The 16,669-nt window shown below is 69.3% G+C and carries 18 protein-coding genes; 7 read left to right on the top strand and 11 right to left on the bottom strand.

Going from position 1 to position 16,669, the window contains the following annotated elements; genetic code table 11:
* Positions 1-3: 3 nt before the first annotated feature.
* Complete coding sequence (locus ACX80N_RS03390; protein ID WP_240615110.1) at positions 4-234, top strand: hypothetical protein; 231 nt, start codon at positions 4-6, stop codon at positions 232-234.
* A 66-nt stretch (positions 235-300) separates the two neighbouring features.
* On the opposite strand, the gene ACX80N_RS03385 is transcribed toward ACX80N_RS03390, so the two are convergent.
* The gene (locus ACX80N_RS03385; protein WP_459338268.1) at positions 301-1,116 is read right to left on the bottom strand and encodes a DUF1684 domain-containing protein; all 816 of its coding nucleotides are present in this window, start codon (positions 1,114-1,116) and stop codon (positions 301-303) included.
* Between the two features lie 215 nt (positions 1,117-1,331).
* Between ACX80N_RS03385 and ppk2 the strand changes: the two genes are divergently transcribed.
* Positions 1,332-2,354, top strand: coding sequence for a polyphosphate kinase 2 (ppk2, locus tag ACX80N_RS03380; protein ID WP_459338267.1), 1,023 nt, complete (start codon positions 1,332-1,334; stop codon positions 2,352-2,354).
* A gap of 42 nt (positions 2,355-2,396) precedes the next feature.
* On the opposite strand, the gene ACX80N_RS03375 is transcribed toward ppk2, so the two are convergent.
* From ACX80N_RS03375 to ACX80N_RS03355, 5 genes are all read right to left on the bottom strand, one after another.
* Positions 2,397-2,861 (bottom strand): hypothetical protein, encoded by a 465-nt coding sequence (locus ACX80N_RS03375; RefSeq protein ID WP_105031837.1) that lies wholly within the window; start codon positions 2,859-2,861, stop codon positions 2,397-2,399.
* Positions 2,862-2,961: 100 nt separating this feature from the next.
* Complete coding sequence (locus tag ACX80N_RS03370; RefSeq protein WP_105031836.1) at positions 2,962-4,440, bottom strand: APC family permease; 1,479 nt, start codon at positions 4,438-4,440, stop codon at positions 2,962-2,964.
* Positions 4,441-4,587: 147 nt separating this feature from the next.
* On the bottom strand, positions 4,588-6,048 hold the full coding sequence (locus tag ACX80N_RS03365) for an amino acid permease (protein WP_459338266.1): 1,461 nt from the start codon (positions 6,046-6,048) through the stop codon (positions 4,588-4,590).
* A gap of 80 nt (positions 6,049-6,128) precedes the next feature.
* Entirely contained in the window at positions 6,129-6,776 is a 648-nt protein-coding gene (locus tag ACX80N_RS03360; protein WP_459338265.1) for a TetR/AcrR family transcriptional regulator, read from the bottom strand.
* The gene (locus ACX80N_RS03355) at positions 6,760-7,554 is read right to left on the bottom strand and encodes a phosphatase PAP2 family protein (RefSeq protein ID WP_459338264.1); all 795 of its coding nucleotides are present in this window, start codon (positions 7,552-7,554) and stop codon (positions 6,760-6,762) included. The genes ACX80N_RS03360 and ACX80N_RS03355 overlap by 17 nt, the downstream gene beginning before the upstream one ends.
* Before the next feature lie 133 nt (positions 7,555-7,687).
* Here ACX80N_RS03355 and ACX80N_RS03350 point away from each other — a divergent pair, with 133 nt between their 5' ends.
* The gene (locus ACX80N_RS03350) at positions 7,688-8,350 is read left to right on the top strand and encodes a pyridoxine/pyridoxamine 5'-phosphate oxidase (protein WP_459338263.1); all 663 of its coding nucleotides are present in this window, start codon (positions 7,688-7,690) and stop codon (positions 8,348-8,350) included.
* Between the two features lie 21 nt (positions 8,351-8,371).
* Here the strand turns inward: ACX80N_RS03350 and ACX80N_RS03345 are convergent, their stop codons facing one another.
* The 3 genes from ACX80N_RS03345 to ACX80N_RS03335 are packed head-to-tail and all read right to left on the bottom strand — an operon-like array spanning position 8,372 to position 11,118.
* A complete protein-coding gene (locus ACX80N_RS03345) occupies positions 8,372-9,430 on the bottom strand; it encodes a zinc-binding metallopeptidase family protein (RefSeq protein ID WP_459338262.1) in 1,059 nt (352 codons plus the stop codon).
* A 34-nt stretch (positions 9,431-9,464) separates the two neighbouring features.
* Complete coding sequence (locus tag ACX80N_RS03340) at positions 9,465-10,241, bottom strand: sulfite exporter TauE/SafE family protein (RefSeq protein ID WP_459338261.1); 777 nt, start codon at positions 10,239-10,241, stop codon at positions 9,465-9,467.
* A gap of 49 nt (positions 10,242-10,290) precedes the next feature.
* Positions 10,291-11,118, bottom strand: coding sequence for an aldo/keto reductase (locus ACX80N_RS03335; protein ID WP_459338260.1), 828 nt, complete (start codon positions 11,116-11,118; stop codon positions 10,291-10,293).
* A 145-nt stretch (positions 11,119-11,263) separates the two neighbouring features.
* Between ACX80N_RS03335 and ACX80N_RS03330 the strand changes: the two genes are divergently transcribed.
* Positions 11,264-12,178, top strand: a complete 915-nt coding sequence (locus ACX80N_RS03330) for an alpha/beta hydrolase (RefSeq protein ID WP_459338259.1) — start codon at positions 11,264-11,266, stop codon at positions 12,176-12,178.
* Between the two features lie 194 nt (positions 12,179-12,372).
* Positions 12,373-13,005 (top strand): GNAT family N-acetyltransferase, encoded by a 633-nt coding sequence (locus ACX80N_RS03325; RefSeq protein WP_459338258.1) that lies wholly within the window; start codon positions 12,373-12,375, stop codon positions 13,003-13,005.
* A 130-nt stretch (positions 13,006-13,135) separates the two neighbouring features.
* On the opposite strand, the gene ACX80N_RS03320 is transcribed toward ACX80N_RS03325, so the two are convergent.
* Complete coding sequence (locus tag ACX80N_RS03320; RefSeq protein ID WP_105031830.1) at positions 13,136-14,137, bottom strand: NADP-dependent oxidoreductase; 1,002 nt, start codon at positions 14,135-14,137, stop codon at positions 13,136-13,138.
* Positions 14,138-14,249: 112 nt separating this feature from the next.
* Between ACX80N_RS03320 and ACX80N_RS03315 the strand changes: the two genes are divergently transcribed.
* Together ACX80N_RS03315 and ACX80N_RS03310 are read left to right on the top strand one after the other, a co-directional pair.
* Positions 14,250-14,792, top strand: coding sequence for an acyl-CoA thioesterase (locus ACX80N_RS03315; RefSeq protein ID WP_459338257.1), 543 nt, complete (start codon positions 14,250-14,252; stop codon positions 14,790-14,792).
* Positions 14,793-14,978: 186 nt separating this feature from the next.
* Entirely contained in the window at positions 14,979-15,194 is a 216-nt protein-coding gene (locus ACX80N_RS03310; RefSeq protein WP_105031828.1) for a transcriptional regulator, read from the top strand.
* Between the two features lie 97 nt (positions 15,195-15,291).
* Here the strand turns inward: ACX80N_RS03310 and ACX80N_RS03305 are convergent, their stop codons facing one another.
* Positions 15,292-16,620, bottom strand: coding sequence for an APC family permease (locus ACX80N_RS03305; RefSeq protein WP_459338256.1), 1,329 nt, complete (start codon positions 16,618-16,620; stop codon positions 15,292-15,294).
* Positions 16,621-16,669: the final 49 nt, after the last annotated feature.

Raw genomic sequence — 16,669 nt, 5'->3', positions numbered from 1 at the left:
GCCATGATCAGCAGCGCAGCAGGACCCGTCATCCGCACCGGCATCCTCCTCCCCGAGGCCGTGCTCCACACCAGCGTGTTCGCCATCCTGGCGGCCTTCGTCGCGATCAACACGGTCATCTACGCCTCGCTGGCGCTGGCCAACGTCCTGCCGAAGATCTATCCCACGGACTGGGTCACCAACCGCAACCGGCGGACCGAGACCCGGAGCATCTATCCCGGGACCGACGCCTGAGAGCACGGCGGCGAGCGCCGTCGAGCCTGGAATGTGACTGAGGGGGGCACCCGCCTGCAACGCGCGTCAGGGCAGCGGCAGCTTCTCCCCGGCCTCGATCGGGGCGTCGACGACGTTCGAGTCCACCGGCATGGGGCAGGTGCCGAACGGCGTGAAGGCGCTCGGGTAGTTGATGGTCCTGTTGAAGTCCAGGACCACGGACCCGTCCGGACGAGGACGGCGCGCGGTCACCTTGCGCCACGGCGCGGTGGACGTGGCATTGGTGGCATCGTGGAACGTGATGTCGAGGGCCCCCGCCTCGTCCTGCGACGCCCGGAGCCGGTACTCCCGGCTGTCGCCGGGGAGCGAGAAGACGACGTCGCCCGCCGCCACGAGTGTGCCGGGGACCTCGGGATGGGCCGTGGAGATCGGTTCCTCCTGCGGCTGCCCGTACGGTTCGAACCGGCCGTCGACCACCAGGTCGGGCCGGTAGCCGAAGACGGGGTTGCCGGTGAAGCGGGCAAGGACGGGTGCTTCCGCGTCCCTCGTCCGGATGGCGTAGCGGCCTGCACGGCGCACGAGCTCCACCACCACGCGGTGGCCGTCCGCCCCACCGTAGGCCGCCCACAGGAGCGAGTCCTCGTCGTCGAGCACCGCGGTCAGCGTCCCCTCGAGCGGCTCGCCGGAGGCCAGTGCGGTGAGGCCGTCGGAGGGCTGCGCGATCACCCGTGCCGTGCCACCCTCCGACGACCACCGGCCGGGCACGCTGTCGAGCGCGGCGGGCTGAGCGGGGAGCCAGTGGTAGGACGTCAGGGACAGCCAGCCGTGCGGCTCGGCGAGTGCTGCATCGCGTGCCGCGCGGAAGCGGATCCAGCGTTCTTCGGCGGTCTGGGTGGGGCTCATGCATCGTCTCCTGGTTCTGGGTGCTGCACCGGCTAGAACCCCCGCCGACCGTCCGGCATTCCCCGCGCCGGCGGCCATGCCGGGAGCCGCCACCGGCACCTGCGCCCTATCAAGCACGCTGAGGAGCCGTCCACCGCGACCCGGTCACGCGGTTCGCGTGTCCCTCCGCGGCGGTGTCTGGAACCATGAAGGACCGGCGGAAACGAGGAACCGAGATGACCGAGATGACGGACGAATCCACGCAGGAACCGACGGACGCGCTGACCGACGAGCCGACCGATGCCCCCGCCGACAGGACCGCCGCGGCAGGTGGCGGCGGCGTCGAAGGGGGCGTGGACGTCGGGGTACCCCCGGCCATCCCGGTGCCCACGCCGCACGTGGAGGGCGAGGACCACGTGCTCCTGCCGCACCCGGACCAGCCGACGTGGCGCGAGGACTACCCGTACGACAGGCGGATGACCGAACGCGAGTACCAGAAGGCCAAGCGCGCCCTGCAGATCGAACTGCTCAAGATGCAGGGCTGGGTCAAGGCGAACCGCGCCAAGGTGGCGGTCCTGTTCGAGGGGCGTGACGCCGCGGGGAAGGGCGGGACCATCAAGCGGTTCACCGAGAACCTGAATCCCCGTGGCGCGAGGATCATCGCCCTCGACAAGCCCAGCGAGAAGGAGCAGACGCAGTGGTACTTCCAGCGCTACGTCTCGGTTCTCCCCTCGGGCGGTGAGATCGTGCTGTTCGACCGGTCCTGGTACAACCGGGCGGGCGTGGAGCGCGTCATGGGGTTCTGCACGCCCACGGAGTACCTCGAGTTCATGCGGCAGGCCCCCGAGCTCGAGCGCATGCTCGTCCGTGCCGACACCCACCTGATCAAGTTCTGGTTCTCGGTGTCCCGGGAGGAACAGCGCCGCCGCTTCGCCCAGCGCCACACGGACCCTGTGCGCCGCTGGAAGCTCAGCCCCATGGACCTGCAGTCGCTCGACAAGTGGGACGACTACACCGAGGCCAAGGAGGCGATGTTCTTCTACACGAACACGGCCGATGCCCCGTGGACGGTCATCAAGAGCAACGACAAGAAGCGGGCCCGCATCGAGGCGCTGCGTTACGTCCTGTCCGTCCTCGACTACGACGAGAAGGACCACGACGTCGTCGGCACGCCGGATCCGCTGATCGTCGGCACGGGCCCGCATTCGCGCGTGTTCGAGGCGGGCGAGCGATCCACCCGCCTCTTCCCGACGCTCTGACAGGTCGGGCAGGAATACAGGGCGGGCCGGCCGCCCGCAGGCTCAGCTGCTGTAGGTGGCCATCGCCCCGAAACCGGCGAACACGATCACCAGCATCACGATCGTGGCCAGGATCGCCAGGGCGTAGAGGATGGTCACGACCCAGCCGAGCACCTTCCCCGCCGTGGCAGGGACGCCGAGGCGCTCGGCCTTCCTGGCCTGCCAGATGGCGAGCGGTCCGAGGACGAAGCCCGCCACGAAGAGACCCACGAGTCCGAGGATCAGGGAGAGCTGCGCGGCCTTCTCACCCTCCAGTGCGGCATAGGAGGGCTGGTAGGACTGGTAGGGCCCGGCCTGGTAGCCGCCCGACTGGTAGGGGCCTGGCTGGTACCCGCCCGACTGGTACGGCTGGTAGGGCTGGGTGGGCTGGTATGGCGGAGGGGTGCTCCTGCTGCCGCTCGCACCGCCGTCGTACGGGCTCTCCTGGCTGCCGGTGGGACGTTCGCCGGGGTAGGGGTCCTGCGACATCGTGGTTCTCCTGGCTCGAGCGGACGGATGCCCCGGGCGTCAGCCCGGGGGTTCCATCATCTCGCGTCCTGCAGGTTCGCGCACGCCGGCGGCACGGTTCTCACACGGCCGTGCGCTGTTCCACCCGGAGGCGGGAATGGCGGTAGCCGTAGGCGAAGTAGATGGCGAAGCCCACCACGAGCCAGCCTGCGAAGAACAGCCACGTGATGGTCGCCAGGTTGAACATCAGGTAGAGGCAGAGCGCGGCCGATGCGAGAGGGATGACCTTGCCGAACGGCACGCGGAAGGCCGGGGTGAGGTCCGGACGCTTGCGACGCAGCACGATGATCCCGAGACTGACCGTGATGAACGCGGTGAGGGTGCCGATGTTGATCATCTCGGCGAGCACCTCCACCTGGGTGAAGCCGGCGAGCAGCGCGACCACCACGCCGCAGAGGACCTGTGTGCGCGCCGGCGTCCCGTGCCTGTCCGAGGTGCGGCTCAGGCCCCTGGGCAGGAGACCGTCGCGGCTGAGGGCGAAGATCACGCGGGCGAGGCCCATGAGCAGCACCATGATCACGGTGGTCAGGCCGATCAGGCTGCCGAGGGAGATGATGCCGGCGGCCCAGTCGGCGCCGACGAGCTGGAAGGCGGTCGCGAGCGACGGCGCCCCGGAGGCCCCGAGTTCGGTGTAGGGCACCATGCCGGTCACTACGAGGGTCACCAGGATGTAGAGGACGCTGACCACCGCGAGCCCCGCGAAGATGCCGCGCGGGAGGGTGCGGCTCGGGTTCTTCACCTCTTCGGCGGAGGTCGCGACGACGTCGAACCCGATGAACGCGAAGAAGACGAGCGCGGCGCCGGAGATGATCCCGGTGAAGCCGAAGGCGGCCGGGGACGCGCCGCTGAGGAAGGAGAGGAAGGGCTGTTCGGCCCAGCCGCCGCTCGCCGCTGCGGGCTGCGAGGCGGGGACGAACGGCGTGTAGTTCTCGGGGCTCACGTAGAAGAAGCCCACCACGATCACGAACAGCACGATGCCGATCTTGATGACGGTGAAGACGCTGTTGACCCGGGCCGAGAGCTTGGTGCCGTAGATGAGCACGGCGGTGAACACGGCGACGATCAGCAGCGGACCCCAGGTCAGGTTCAGGCCCAGCAGGCTGATCTCCGCCGGGACGGCGAGATCCAGGGCGCTGAAGAGGTCGGCCAGGTAGACGCCCCAGAACTTGGCGATGACCGCGGCGGCCATGAGCAGTTCCAGGATGAGGTTCCAGCCGATGATCCAGGCCAGCAGCTCGCCCATGGTCGCGTAGGTGAACACGTAGGCGCTGCCGGCCACCGGGATGGCCGTGGCGAACTCGGCGTAGCACATGATGGCCAGGGCGCAGGTGATGGCTGCCAGCACGAAGGAGATGGTCACGGCGGGGCCGGCGTTGAAGGCGGCGGCCTGCGCGCCCACCGAGAAGATCCCTGCCCCGACCGCGACGGCGACCCCCATGATCATGAGGTCCCACGTGGTGAGGGAGCGCTTGAGTCCGTGGCCCTTCTCGTCGGAGTCCTGGATCGATTGCTCAACGGACTTCGTCCGGAAGAGGTCCATGGGGGTGCTGGTCCTTCACTGCAGAGGGGGTGGGCGGCGACCGCCGACGTACGGTACGGCCGGTCCCTGTCGACCCTAGGCAACGACGGCACCCGCCGCACAATCGTTACGGTGCGGCGGGACCGTTCCCTGCGGCTCCGGGACGGGTCAGGCGTCGCGCTTCAGGAGCGCGTGGCGGGGGCTGTCCGGATTCATGAGGGAGTGCTTGCGGCCGTAGAAGAAGTAGATGAGAAGGCCGATCACGAGCCAGATGCCGAACCGGACCCACGTCTCCCAGTGCAGTTGCAGCATCAGGAACAGGGACGAGAGGACACCGAAGGCGGGCACGAACGGCATGAGCGGCAGCGTGAAGGTCCGCGGGACCTCGGGGCGCGTGCGGCGCAGCACGATCACCGCGATGCAGACCACGACGAACGCCGCGAGGATGCCGATGTTGGTGAGGTCCGCGACGGCCCGGATGGGGAAGACCCCGGCGAGCAGCGCCGAGGCGATCCCCGCGATCCAGGTGACGCGCTGCGGGGTGCCGTGGCGGTCCGTGGTCGAGAACCACGCCGGCAGCAGTCCGTCGCGGCTCATCGAGAACCAGACGCGGGTCACGCCGAGCAGGAAGGTCAGCATGACCGTGAGGATGGAGATCACGGCGAACGCCGAGATGATCGTCGCCACGACCGGCAGGCCCACGGACTGGAAGGCCGAGGCGAAGCCCGCCGTCGGGCTGATGTCCTCGTAGTTCTGCATGCCGGTCAGGACGAGGGTCGCCAGCACGTAGAGGACCATCGCGATCGCCAGGGACAGGAGGATGGCCTTCGGCATGTGCTTCTTGCCGTCCGTCGCCTCCTCGGCCGCGGTGCTCATGGCGTCATAGCCGAAGACGGCGAAGAAGACGGTGGCGGCGCCCGTGAAGACCGCGCCGAATCCCGAGGGCAGGAACGGCGAGTAGTTCTCGGCGTTGACGTAGAAGAAGCCGAGGCCCACGATCCCGAGGATGAGCAGGATCTTCAGGCCCACGGCGATGAGCTCGAACCGGCCGAAGGTCTTGGTGCCGCGGCTGAGGATGAACGTGATGATCAGGCACACCACGATCGCGGGGACGTTGACCACGCCGCCCTCGATGGTGTCCGGGGTGCCCTGCATCCAGGTGGGGACGGTGACGCCGATCCCGGACATGAACTCGGTGAAGTACCCGGAGATGCCGATCGCGACGACCGCCACGATGGCGATGTACTCGAGCAGGAGGTCCCAGCCGATGAACCAGCCGATGATCTCGCCCAGGGCCACGTAGCCGTAGGTGTAGGCGGAGCCCGCCCGCGGGATCATCCCCGCGAACTCGGCGTAGGACAGCGCGGCGGCGGCGCTCGCGAGGCCGGCGATGAGGAACGAGATCAGCACGGCCGGGCCCACCGGCTCGCCGTCCGCCCCGCCGTTCGCCACGAGGCCGGCGAGCGTGAAGATGCCCACGCCGATGATGCCGCCGACGCCGATCGCGGTCAGCTGCCACAGTCCGAGGCTCTTGAACAGGCCGGTACGGCCCGTCTCGTCCTCGACGTAGTCGATGGGCTTCCGCCGCAGGACCGACTGGGAGGCCTGCACGCCTGATCTGTCCGACATCATCGTCCGATCCTAGAAGGGGAGCACTGCATTTCAGCCAAGTATGAAGCGGGCCGCCGGACTGTGAAAGCGCATTTTCCTCAGCCCCGGTGACCGGGCGGGCGGCGCAGCGCGTCCAGCAGGAGACCCAGGTAGCGTTCGAATCCCGTGTGCCGCCCGGGCTCGCCGGTCGCGCGGTCGGTGCCGGCGGGGTCCGACGCATCGTGCCCGGGCGTCAGGGAACCGAGCATGCGGATGAGGACCACCAGGTCCTCGGCGGTGAGGTCCGGCCGTGCGGCGCCGTCGTCCCTCAGGCGGGCCGCGAGCTCCTCCGCGGTGGGCCTGATGCGCTCGCGCAGCAGGGCGAGCCCGACCGAGACGAACCGGTGGTCGTGCAGCAGTTCGCGCAGGCCGCGGTCCTCCAGTTGCATGCGCGCGGCGGCCCCGATGAAGAGCCTCGCGGCCGCCCACGGGTCGTCGAGCCGGAGCGCTGCCGCGGCTGCGTCGTCGACGTCGACCACCCGCTGCTCGAGGATCGCCTCGATCAGCGTGCGGCGGTCCGGGAACCTGCGGTACACGGTGCCGACCCCCACCCCGGCGTCCCGGGCGATGTGCTCGAAGCTGCACTCGGCTCCGTGCAGCGCGAACATGCGCCGTGCCGCCGCGAGGACCACCTCGCGGTTGCGCTGGGCGTCCCGTCGCAGCGGGCGCACGACGGCGTCGCGCGTGTCCTCAGGCGGGAGCGGCATGCAGTGCGGCCCGATGCAGCCGGAAGGTCAGGAAGAGCCGGTGGGCGGTGATGACGACGGCGAGCCAGGCGGTCCCGAGGGTCCAGGCCACCAGCACGTCGGTGAGCCAGTGGTGGCCGAGGTAGACGCGGCTGATGCCCATGGACACGGCGAACAGGGTCGCGAGCACCACGGTCAGTGCGCGCGTCCGCTTGCGGCGCTGCCGCATCACGAGCAGATAGGCGACGACGCCGGCGATGACGAGGGCGTTGAGGGAGTGGCCGCTGGGGAACGACGGCGAGGACTCGTACGGCGGGACGGCGAGCTCCAGCGGCGGGCGCAGGCGGCCGATGGCGTCCTTGCCCGCGACGGTCATCAGCAGGGACCCGAAAGCGGCTGCGGGCAGGAGGATCACCGGGGCCCACGATCTCCGCCGCACGGCGAGCAGCACCATGATCGAGACGGCGAGGATGGGCATGCCGACCGGTCCACCGATGTTGGTGTAGCCGGTGATGAAGGCGTTGAGCCAGTCCTGGCGCAGTGACACGGCGAGGTCCAGGGCCGGCCGGTCGAGGGCGGCGACCCCGTCGGACTCGACGACGGACTCGTACACCTCGGCCGACGCCGCCGTCAGCGCGGCGGCCACACCCCCTCCGATCGCGATGAGGAGCAGCAGGGCCCCGTGCGGTCCGATCCATCGGGCGATGGGCCTGACGCACCGCACGAGGAGGCGGCCCACCGGCGTCGTCCACCGTGTGAGGTCCCGGGGTCCTACGTACTGGTCCTGGTGCGCTGGCATCCATCGACTCTATGCCGCTGTCGCGGCCGTCGGCACATGGCCGCCGCCGGAGGGGCGCGGTTTGCCTCGATCAGCACCCTTGTGCCTGCCCCCGGGCCTGCCCGGATGCCCGTCGGCGGACTAGGCTGGCGGCATGAGCGAGCCTGGCCTGATCCGCGATCTCGTCCGCGGTGTCCCCGTCTTCCCCGACGAGATGCCGCCCTTCGATCCGTCGACTGCGCCGGACTCGCCGATCGACCTGTTCGTCGAATGGCTGGCCCGCGCCGTGGAGGACGGCGTCGCGGCACCGCACGCCGTGAACCTCGCGACCGTGGGCGACGACGGCTTCCCGGATGCGCGCGTGGTGATCCTCAAGGATGTCACCGCGACAGGGTGGGAAGTGGCCTCCAGCAAGGACAGCCCCAAGGGCCGGCAGCTGACGGCCAACCCCTCGGCAGCGCTCACCTTCTTCTGGCCGGCGGCGGGCCGCCAGGTGAGGATTCGTGGGCCCGTCTCGACCGGCACCACCGAGGAGAATGACGCCGACTTCCAGCGCCGGCACCCGGTGGCCCGAGCCCTCGTGCTGGCGGGCTCCCAGAGCTCCGTGCTCCGTAGCCGGGACGAGCTCGACGCCGCGGTCGGGAAGCAGGTGGAGCGCGTCGAGGCGACGGACGGACTCGCCTCGACGACGTGGACCGTCTTCACGGTGGCACCGGATGCCGTCGAGTTCTGGCAGGCCGACCAGGAGCGGCGCCACACCCGCCTGCTGTACACCCGGTTCGGCGAGGGCTGGCGTCGGGAGATGCTCTGGCCCTAGGCCCGGCCGTCCGGGCCGTTGCTATGCCGCGGTCGTGGCCGCGTCATCCGTCGCGGACGCGTCGGGTTCCGTCACGGCGACCGGTTCGCCGACCCGCACCCGCAGCTTGTGCACGAAGTCGAGCTTGTCGATGACGGTCGGGGGCAGCACGAACGGGTACAGGTCGTTGGCGCCCATGCTGCGGTTGACCTGGTTGAGCGCCACGGAGAGCGGGATCCACGTCCTGCGGACCACGTCGCCGAAGTCCTCTGAGCTGTCGGGTCCCGGGCCCTCGGCGAGCCCGTACTGCAGGGCCGTGTCCACCGTGTCGCAGATGTGCAGGTAGTGCGCGAACGTCTCGGCGAAGTCCTCGTAGGGGTGCATGGTGGCGTACGTCGAGATGTGCTCCCGCCGCCAGTCCTCGGGAGCGCCCTCGGCGTAGTGCCGCGTCAGGGCGTCCTTGTAGCTGGCGCGGTCGTCGCCGAAGACGGCGCGGGCACGGTCGGTCAGGTCCGGATCGGAGAAGACGAGCGTCCCCTCGAAGTAGTGGCCGGTCTCGTGGCGGAAGTGCCCCAGCATGGTGCGGTAGGGCTCCTCGAGCTTCGCCCGCATCTTCTCGCGGTGGGAGTCCACGGTCTCCGCGAGGTCGATGGTGATCAGGCCGTTCTGGTGACCGATCACCACCTTCTCCTCGACGCTGGAGAGCAGGTCGAAGGCGAGCCCCCGCTCCGGGTTCTGCACGCGGTCCTCGATCGGGAGGCCGAGCACGTCCAGCTCGTAGATGAGGTGGCGTTTGGACCGCTCGGCGTCGAGGAACTGCGCGAGCCCGGTGGTGTCGTGGTCGTCCGGGCGGCTACGGGTCAGGTTGCAGCTGAAGCACTCGTCGCCCTCCTCGCGGACCAGCCAGGTGCAGCCGGAGAGCGCGAGGTTGACGCAGCGGCGCAGCATCTGGCCCTCGCGGTCGCGGTACACGCCGTCATCGTCGAGCGGCGCGATGACGCGCTCGCCGCGGTGGAAGCCGAGCTGCGCACCGCAGGCGAGGCAGCGCGAGTTCTCGAAGAACAGTGGTGCCGAGCAGACGGCGCAGGTGAAGCGTTGCATGGGGGTCCTGGTTCCGGGTGTGTGGTGAAGGGGGTCAGCTGAAGAAGACGATGCGGATCAGGGCCGCGGTGCCGATGACGAGGATGGTGGCGCGCAGCGCAGGAGGGGAGAGCAGGCGGCCCACCCGGGCACCGAGGAAACCGCCGAGCGTCGCCCCGACGGCGATGATGAGCACCAGCGCCCAGTTGATGGAGCTCCAGGCGAAGACCATGAACGTGACGGCCGCGACGGCGTTGACGGCGGTGGTCAGGACGTTCTTGATCGCGTTGATCCGCTGGAGGCTCTCGATGGTGACCATGCTCATCAGTCCCACGATCAGGATGCCCTGAGCGGCCCCGAAATAGCCGCCGTAGACCCCGAGGACGCCGATGCCGGCCAGCAGGAGCAGCGAACGACGCCGGGACGGCGCGGTATCAGGGACGGCGTCACCGGCCTTCGCGGCAGCAGCGCGCTGCACGCGGGGTGCCAGCGCCACCATGGCGAGACCGATGATGATGAGGATCGGCACGATCGCCTGGAACGCTGCCGCCGGCAGCACGAGCAGCAGCAGTGCCCCGCCCAGCCCGCCGAGCACCGACAGGGGCAGCAGCTTCAGGAGGAGCCGTTTGTTGGCGGCGATCTCGCGGCGGTAGCCCCAGGATCCGGACAGCCCGCCACCCACGAGGCCGATGTTGTTGGAGATGTTCGCGACGATCGGCGGGTAACCGAACAGGAGGAGGGTGGGGAAGGTCACGAGCGTTCCGGAGCCCACCACGACATTGATCATCCCTGCCCAGAAACCGGCGGCGAGGATCACGGCGATCTCGAGCAAGCGTGGAACGTCCTCTCGGGTGGGCTGAGCAGTCAGGGGCCGGGATCGGTCAGTGGCCGAAGTCGTCCGAGTCCACGATCTCCGCGCGCCCGACGTCGAGGGTATAGAGGCGCGCGAGCTCCTCGCCCGAGAGCTCGAAGCCGAAGATGTCGAGGTTCTGCGCGAGCCGCTGCGGATCGGAGGACTTCGGGATGGCCACCATGCCCTGCTGCACGTGCCAGCGCAGCACCACCTGGGCCGGCGTGCGGCCGTGCGCCGCAGCGATCGCGACCAGCGCGGGCTCGTCCAGGAGTCCTCCGCCCTGGCCCAGGGGGCTCCAGGATTCCGTCACGATGCCGTGCTGGTTGTGGAAGGCGCGCTCCTCGATGCGGGGCCGCTGCGGGTCGAGCTGGATCTGGTTCACGTCCGGGACGATCCCGGCGTCGATGACCTGCTGGAGGTGAGCCGGTTTGTAGTTGGAGGTGCCCACCGCGCGGACGAGCCCCTGCTCCAGGAGCGCGGCGATGCCCTGCACCGCCTCGACCTGGCGACCCTGACCGGGGTTGGGCCAGTGGACGAGCAGGAGGTCGATGTAGTCGAGCCCCAGCAGGCGCGTGCTCGCCTCGAAGGCGCGCCGCACGCCGTCGCGGCTGTGGTGCTCCCGGTTGAACTTGGTGGTGACGAACAGCTCCTCGCGCGGGACGCCGGAACGCCGGATCCCCTCGCCCACGCCCTTCTCGTTGCGGTAGTTCTCCGCGGTGTCGATCAGCCGGTAGCCGGTCCGGATCGCCAGGTCCACGGTGTCGGCGGCCTCGTCGTCGTTCAGCGGCCAGGTCCCGAGGCCGAGGAGGGGGAGGTCGGCGCCGCTGCGCAGTCGGACTGTGGGGGCGGGTGCCATGGGGGAACTCCTGCTCGGGACGGTGGTGTCCGTACCACCCTTCCGGGTCGGCAGGCGCTCCGTCAAACGGTCCGGCACCCGGTGTCTCCATCATAGAGATATCCTTGGGCGGTCACGAGGGCGCGGAGCGCCGGAGAGAGGCCCCATGCTGCATCGCGTTCCCGCCATCTGTGCGGCCCTTGCGCTCATCATCACCCCCGTGTGGCTCTTCGCCACGAACCCGGCAGTGGGGAGATCCCATCCGCTGTTGCCCTCGCTCCTCCTCGCGGCGCTCGTCATCGGACTCGCCGTCGTGGTGCTGACGGTCCACGCCGGACGGCGGCGGAGGGGACCGCAGGGAAGGCGAGGGAGCCCGGTGCCGGCGGGGATCGGAGCCCTCGTGGCGATCGGACTGATGGCGGCGTTCGCGTGGCTCGAGCCCTTCGCGCTGACGGACGAACAGGGTGGTGCTGCCGGTGTCTCCCTGGTGAACGTCGATCTCATCGAGGACGCGACGTCCATCACGCTGGCGCCGACCGGAGGGGCCACCCGCGGTCTCGTGTTCTATCCCGGGGCGCGCGTCGAGGCTCTCGCGTACGTGCCCCTCCTGTCCAGGGTGGCGCAGGAGGGCACCGTCGTCGTGGTGCTCAAGGAACCACTCGGGATCTCGCTCCTCCAACCGGGGCAGGCGCGCTCTGCCCTCGAGGCGCATCCCGGGATCGGCAGATGGGTGGCGGGCGGGCACTCCCTCGGCGGCGTCGCGGCCTCCGCGTTCGCATCGGGGAACGACGCCGTCCACGGGTTGCTGCTCTGGGCGTCCTATCCGCTCGACGACCTGTCCGCCAGTGGCCTGGACGTCCTGTCCGTCAGTGGTTCGCAGGACCGCCTGACCACCCCGGCCGATGTCGGCGCCTCGAGGAATTCACTGCCCGCCGGCGCCCGCTTCACCGAGATCAGCGGGGCCGTGCATGCCTTCTTCGGCGATTACGGGGACCAGCCGGGCGACGGCGTGGCCAGGACGGACCGGCGCGATGCACAGGACGGGATCGTCGAGGCGACGAACGAGTTCCTCGCCCACTAGCCGACCGGTCGCCGCCGCGACGGACTCACGCGCGTCGCACCGATGCATCCTCAAGATCTGCTCAAGAGCCCCGCACTACCCATGGAACGCCGGCGGGGATATGGTATGAGTAATTTCCCATTCGGAAAGAATGCGCCTATAGTTTCGGGCAGGGCCTAGCAGCGGGCCATCGAACCACCATCGTGGAGCTGACCATGGAAACATCCTCTTTCACCGATTACCGTACTCAGGCCGCACCCCTTGCCGAGCCGGAGCAGTCGGTATGGGGTGCGGCTCCCCGCATCTCGCCTGCACCCCTTCCGCGCACCGAGGACGCCGAATTCCCCGAGGATCTGACGGTCGTCTCCACGCGCCAGTTGCGGGTGCTGTGCAACCAGACCTACCGCCTGCTCGACCGCGACTTCCCGCCGATGGAGGCGGTACACCGCTACGAGCTGCTGGTCGAGGAGATCGAGCGGCGCGAGGTGCAGGCCGAGGCCCGCACCGTGCCGGTGAGGACCCGCAGCGGTTTCCGCGACAACTCCCTCTTCGCGCGCTTCGAGCTCTTCAGTGACGGCACCATGGTGGGCCACGTGAAGTACGAGATGAAGGGTCCGCACGCGGTCCTGATCCAGGCCGTCGTCGACCCCCGCTTCGACGCCGTCGACGTGGAGCCGGCCCTCATCCGTCAGGTGCTCCTCAACGCCCACCGGCGTCGTATCGCGGTGGTCCCCTACTGCCCGCGGGTGCGTGAGTTCCTCACCGAGTTCCCCCAGTACCGCGCTCTCCTACCGGTCGACCAGCGCAAACGGCTCGAAGCGACACTGCGCGCGGCGGGCGACGACTGACAGCACCGGCGGGACGGGAAGGGACTGCACACCCGATGAGGTGGTGCAGGGACGGCCCGAGCAGTGCGCTCCGCCGTGGGCCCTGCCTCGCCGGGCGGTGCAGCGACCCCGATCCTCCTGGCCCGGCCGGTCAGACGCGGACGAGCATCTTGCCCGTGTTGGCGCCGTCCATCATGTCCAGGAAGGCGCCGACGGCGTTCCCGATCCCGTCCACGACGGTTTCGTCGAACACCACGCTGCCGTCCGCGAGCCATCCGGTCATCTTCCCGGCGAACTCCGCCTGGAGGTCCTGGTGCTGCCCCACGATGAAGCCCTCCAGCTTCAGCGAGTTCTTGACCAGATTGGCCATGTTGTCCGGCCCCGGCGTGCGTTCGGTGTTGTTGTACTGGGAGATCGCGCCGCACAGTGCGGCCCGGCCCCCGCGCTTGAGGCGGTCCAGGGCTGCCTCCAGATGGTCCCCGCCCACGTTGTCGAAGTAGACGTCGATACCCTCGGGTGTGAGGTCCCGCAACTGCCTCCGCACGGGGGCGTCCTTGTAGTTGAAGGCGTCGTCGTACCCGTACTTCTCCTTCAGGAGGGCCACCTTCGCGGCGGAGCCCGCCGAGCCGATGACGCGCGAGGCGCCGAGCTTGCGGGCCACCTGCCCGGCGATGGAGCCGACGGCGCCGGCGGCTCCTGAGATGAAGACGGCGTCGCCCTCCCTGAGGCCGGCAACCCGCTTCAGGCCCGCATAGGCGGTGAGTCCGGTCATGCCGGCAGCACCGAGGAACACGGACAAGGGCAGCTCCGACTGCGGAAGGGGGGAGAAGTGGGCGGCAGGGCCCTGGGCGAGATCACGCCAGCCGTAGCTGGAGAGGACCGCGCTGCCGACGGGCAGGGCGTCGGACGCCGACTCCACGACCCTGCCCACCGCGCCGCCCGTCATGGTCTCGTCCAGGCCGAAGGGCGGGATGTAGGACTTCGATTCGCTCATGCGGCCGCGCATGTACGGGTCCACGGACACGAACTCGTTGCGGACGAGCACCTCGTCCGGGCCGAGGGCGGGTAGCTCGATCTGCACCGTGGCGAAGTCCTCCGGCGTCGGGGCGCCGACGGGGCGGGAGGTGAGCTGGATCTGGGTACTGACGGTCATGACTGCTCCTCGGATCGAATGGCTTCCTGCAGGCGGAAACCGGGTATCCGGAGGAATTATTCCGCTTATTCGCTTCCCCGGCCACCAGGTTACCGGCGGGTAGCATTCGATCATGCACCTGATCCTTCGCACGATCCTGCAGCTGTTCACCTCCGGCAGGCGCTCGGTGCTCAGTATCTGGGGTGCCGGCAGCGTGACCCTGCGTGTACTCCTCACGGACATCGACATCGCGATGCACATGAACAACGGCATGTACTTCTCCGTGTTCGATCTCGGACGCTTCGACCTCATGGTGCGCAGCGGCGTCTGGCGGCAGATGCGCGCCCGAGGGTGGAGCCCGGTCGCGGCGGGGGAGACCATCAGCTTCCGCAAGTCGCTGCGACTCGGCCAGCGGTACTCGATCGAGACCCGGATCATCGGTCTCGACGAGCGCGCCATCTACTTCGAGCAGCGCGCCGTGGCCGGCGGCGAGATCTATGCCCGGGCCGTGATCGCCACGCGGCTCGTCTCGCGCACCGGTCCCGTCAGCAACGAGGAGATCGTCGCGGCCTTCGGTGCGCCGCCCGCGGATCTGGTCCTGCCCGAGTGGATCCATGAATGGCGCCTCAACAACACCCTGCCCAGTACGCGCAGGCCGGCGCCGCACGCCTGGTGAGTGTGCATTCCCCTTCGCCTTCGGTCACGCGAGGGCGAAGGGGAATGCACGATCAACCTCGTGCTCCTTCGGACTCCGGCGCCTCCCGGCCTGAGGCGGTCTGCCGTCGTCACCCGACGCTGGACCGAAAATGTCCGTCGACGATCGGTCCTTGTCCCACTCCAGTTCGTCAACTAATGTTGACGCATGGAGGTGGAGCGCATGAAGACACTCGTCGGCTCGATGGATGGGAAGGGCCCTGCGGAGTCCCTGCAGGCGATCGCGGAACTGCACAGGGTGGTGGGGCGGGCGGAGGCCGGTCTCGTCCGGAGCGCGCGTCAGGCCGGACTGTCGTGGGAAGCGATCGCCCAGTGCCTGGGAGTGAGCAAGCAGGCGGTGCACCGCAAGTACGGCAAGCGGTAGACGCGCCGGGACGGGCAGGACGAAGGGGGCGGCTACCGCCGCCCCCCTTCGTCCTGCCCACTGCTGACTTCGCCGTACCCGACGGCCCGGACGTGGCTCAGGAGGAGACGGGTGCCTTGCCGGATCCGCGGACGAGGCGCTGCACCCCGTACAGGACGAGCCCCAGTGCCAGGAGGATGCCCGCGCGCAGCCAGATCTCGGCCGACTGCTGCGTCAGGAGCAGGATGCAGGAGGCGATCGCGAGGTACGGGAACACCGCCGGGATGCGGAAGTGCCGGTGGTCCACCTCGTCCTTCCGCAGCACGAGGACGGCGATGTTGGTGCTGAGGAACACGAACAGCAGCAGCAGCACCACGGTCTGCGACAGGGACTCGAGGCCGCCGGTGAGCGTCAGCGCCATGGCCACCAGGGTGGTCACGACGATCGCGACCCACGGGGTGCGGCGCTTGGGGAGCACGCGGTCGAAGATCGACGGGAACAGTCCCTGCTCAGCCATGCCGTAGGTCAGGCGGCTGGACATGATCATGGTCAGCAGGGCGCCGTTGGCGACGGCCACGAGGGCCACCAGGCTGAAGAGCCAGTTCGGGATGCCTGCGCCGGTGGCTGCGACCACGTCGAGCAGGGGCGAGGTGGAGCCGGCGAGCAGATCGGGAGCCAGGGCGGCCGAGGAGGCGAGTCCGATCAGCAGGTACACGACACCGGCTGTCAGCAGGGCACCGAACAGGGCCCGGGGGTAGACGCGGCTGATGTCGCGGACCTCCTCGGCGACGTTCGCCGACACCTCGAACCCCACGAACGAGTAGTAGGCGATCAGGGACGCAGCCAGCACGGCCGAGGCCGCACTCACGCCGGGAGGGAACTCGGTGACGCGCGAGATGTCGCCGTTGCCACCCGCCACGAAGATACCGACGACCACGATCACCAGGACGAGGCCCGATACCTCGATCACGGTCATGACCATGTTGCTGCGCACCGATTCCTTGATGCCGCGCATGTTGAGCAGGGCCAGCAGGACGAGGAACACGAGGGCGGCGGGCACGGCCGGTACGTCGATGAAGGTGGTGAGGTACCCACCGGCGAAGGCCTGTGCGAGGCCGGCGGCGCTCGTCACGCCGGCCGCGAGCATGCAGAAGCCGACGAGGAACGAGATGAACGGTTTCTTGAAGGCGCGTTCGGCGAAGACGGCGGCCCCACCCGCCTTCGGGTACTTCGTGACGAGTTCGGCGTAGGACCCGGCGGTCAGCAGGGCCAGGGCGAGGGCCACCATGAGGGGTACCCAGATAGCGCCTCCCACCTTCCCGGAGATGACGCCGACGAGGGCGTACACGCCGGCCCCGAGGACGTCCCCGAGGATGAAGAGGTACAGCAGCGGACCCGAGATGCCGCGCTTCAATCGGGTGTCGGGAACCTGCTCAGTGATGGCCATAGGGGTCAGTGTAGGCGAGAGTACTAAGCCGGCTGGCTAGATCCTCCCC

Source organism: Arthrobacter sp. MDT2-16 (assembly GCF_054510925.1).
The sequence above is the reverse complement of the archived record's forward strand: the minus strand, read 5'-3'. Positions and strand labels throughout refer to the sequence as shown.

Excerpts from the sequence above, each read along its gene's own strand:
- ppk2 (WP_459338267.1), top strand. The coding sequence starts at position 1,332 with ATGACCGAGATGACGGACGAATCCACGCAGGAACCGACGGACGCGCTG.
- ACX80N_RS03345 (WP_459338262.1), bottom strand. The coding sequence starts at position 9,430 with ATGCAACGCTTCACCTGCGCCGTCTGCTCGGCACCACTGTTCTTCGAG.
- ACX80N_RS03365 (WP_459338266.1), bottom strand. The coding sequence starts at position 6,048 with ATGTCGGACAGATCAGGCGTGCAGGCCTCCCAGTCGGTCCTGCGGCGG.
- ACX80N_RS03335 (WP_459338260.1), bottom strand. The coding sequence starts at position 11,118 with ATGGCACCCGCCCCCACAGTCCGACTGCGCAGCGGCGCCGACCTCCCC.
- ACX80N_RS03370 (WP_105031836.1), bottom strand. The coding sequence starts at position 4,440 with ATGGACCTCTTCCGGACGAAGTCCGTTGAGCAATCGATCCAGGACTCC.
- ACX80N_RS03390 (WP_240615110.1), top strand. The coding sequence starts at position 4 with ATGATCAGCAGCGCAGCAGGACCCGTCATCCGCACCGGCATCCTCCTC.
- ACX80N_RS03360 (WP_459338265.1), bottom strand. The coding sequence starts at position 6,776 with ATGCCGCTCCCGCCTGAGGACACGCGCGACGCCGTCGTGCGCCCGCTG.
- ACX80N_RS03325 (WP_459338258.1), top strand. The coding sequence starts at position 12,373 with ATGGAAACATCCTCTTTCACCGATTACCGTACTCAGGCCGCACCCCTT.
- ACX80N_RS03310 (WP_105031828.1), top strand. The coding sequence starts at position 14,979 with ATGGAGGTGGAGCGCATGAAGACACTCGTCGGCTCGATGGATGGGAAG.
- ACX80N_RS03315 (WP_459338257.1), top strand. The coding sequence starts at position 14,250 with ATGCACCTGATCCTTCGCACGATCCTGCAGCTGTTCACCTCCGGCAGG.
- ACX80N_RS03385 (WP_459338268.1), bottom strand. The coding sequence starts at position 1,116 with ATGAGCCCCACCCAGACCGCCGAAGAACGCTGGATCCGCTTCCGCGCG.
- ACX80N_RS03375 (WP_105031837.1), bottom strand. The coding sequence starts at position 2,861 with ATGTCGCAGGACCCCTACCCCGGCGAACGTCCCACCGGCAGCCAGGAG.
- ACX80N_RS03305 (WP_459338256.1), bottom strand. The coding sequence starts at position 16,620 with ATGGCCATCACTGAGCAGGTTCCCGACACCCGATTGAAGCGCGGCATC.
- ACX80N_RS03320 (WP_105031830.1), bottom strand. The coding sequence starts at position 14,137 with ATGACCGTCAGTACCCAGATCCAGCTCACCTCCCGCCCCGTCGGCGCC.
- ACX80N_RS03330 (WP_459338259.1), top strand. The coding sequence starts at position 11,264 with ATGCTGCATCGCGTTCCCGCCATCTGTGCGGCCCTTGCGCTCATCATC.
- ACX80N_RS03350 (WP_459338263.1), top strand. The coding sequence starts at position 7,688 with ATGAGCGAGCCTGGCCTGATCCGCGATCTCGTCCGCGGTGTCCCCGTC.
- ACX80N_RS03355 (WP_459338264.1), bottom strand. The coding sequence starts at position 7,554 with ATGCCAGCGCACCAGGACCAGTACGTAGGACCCCGGGACCTCACACGG.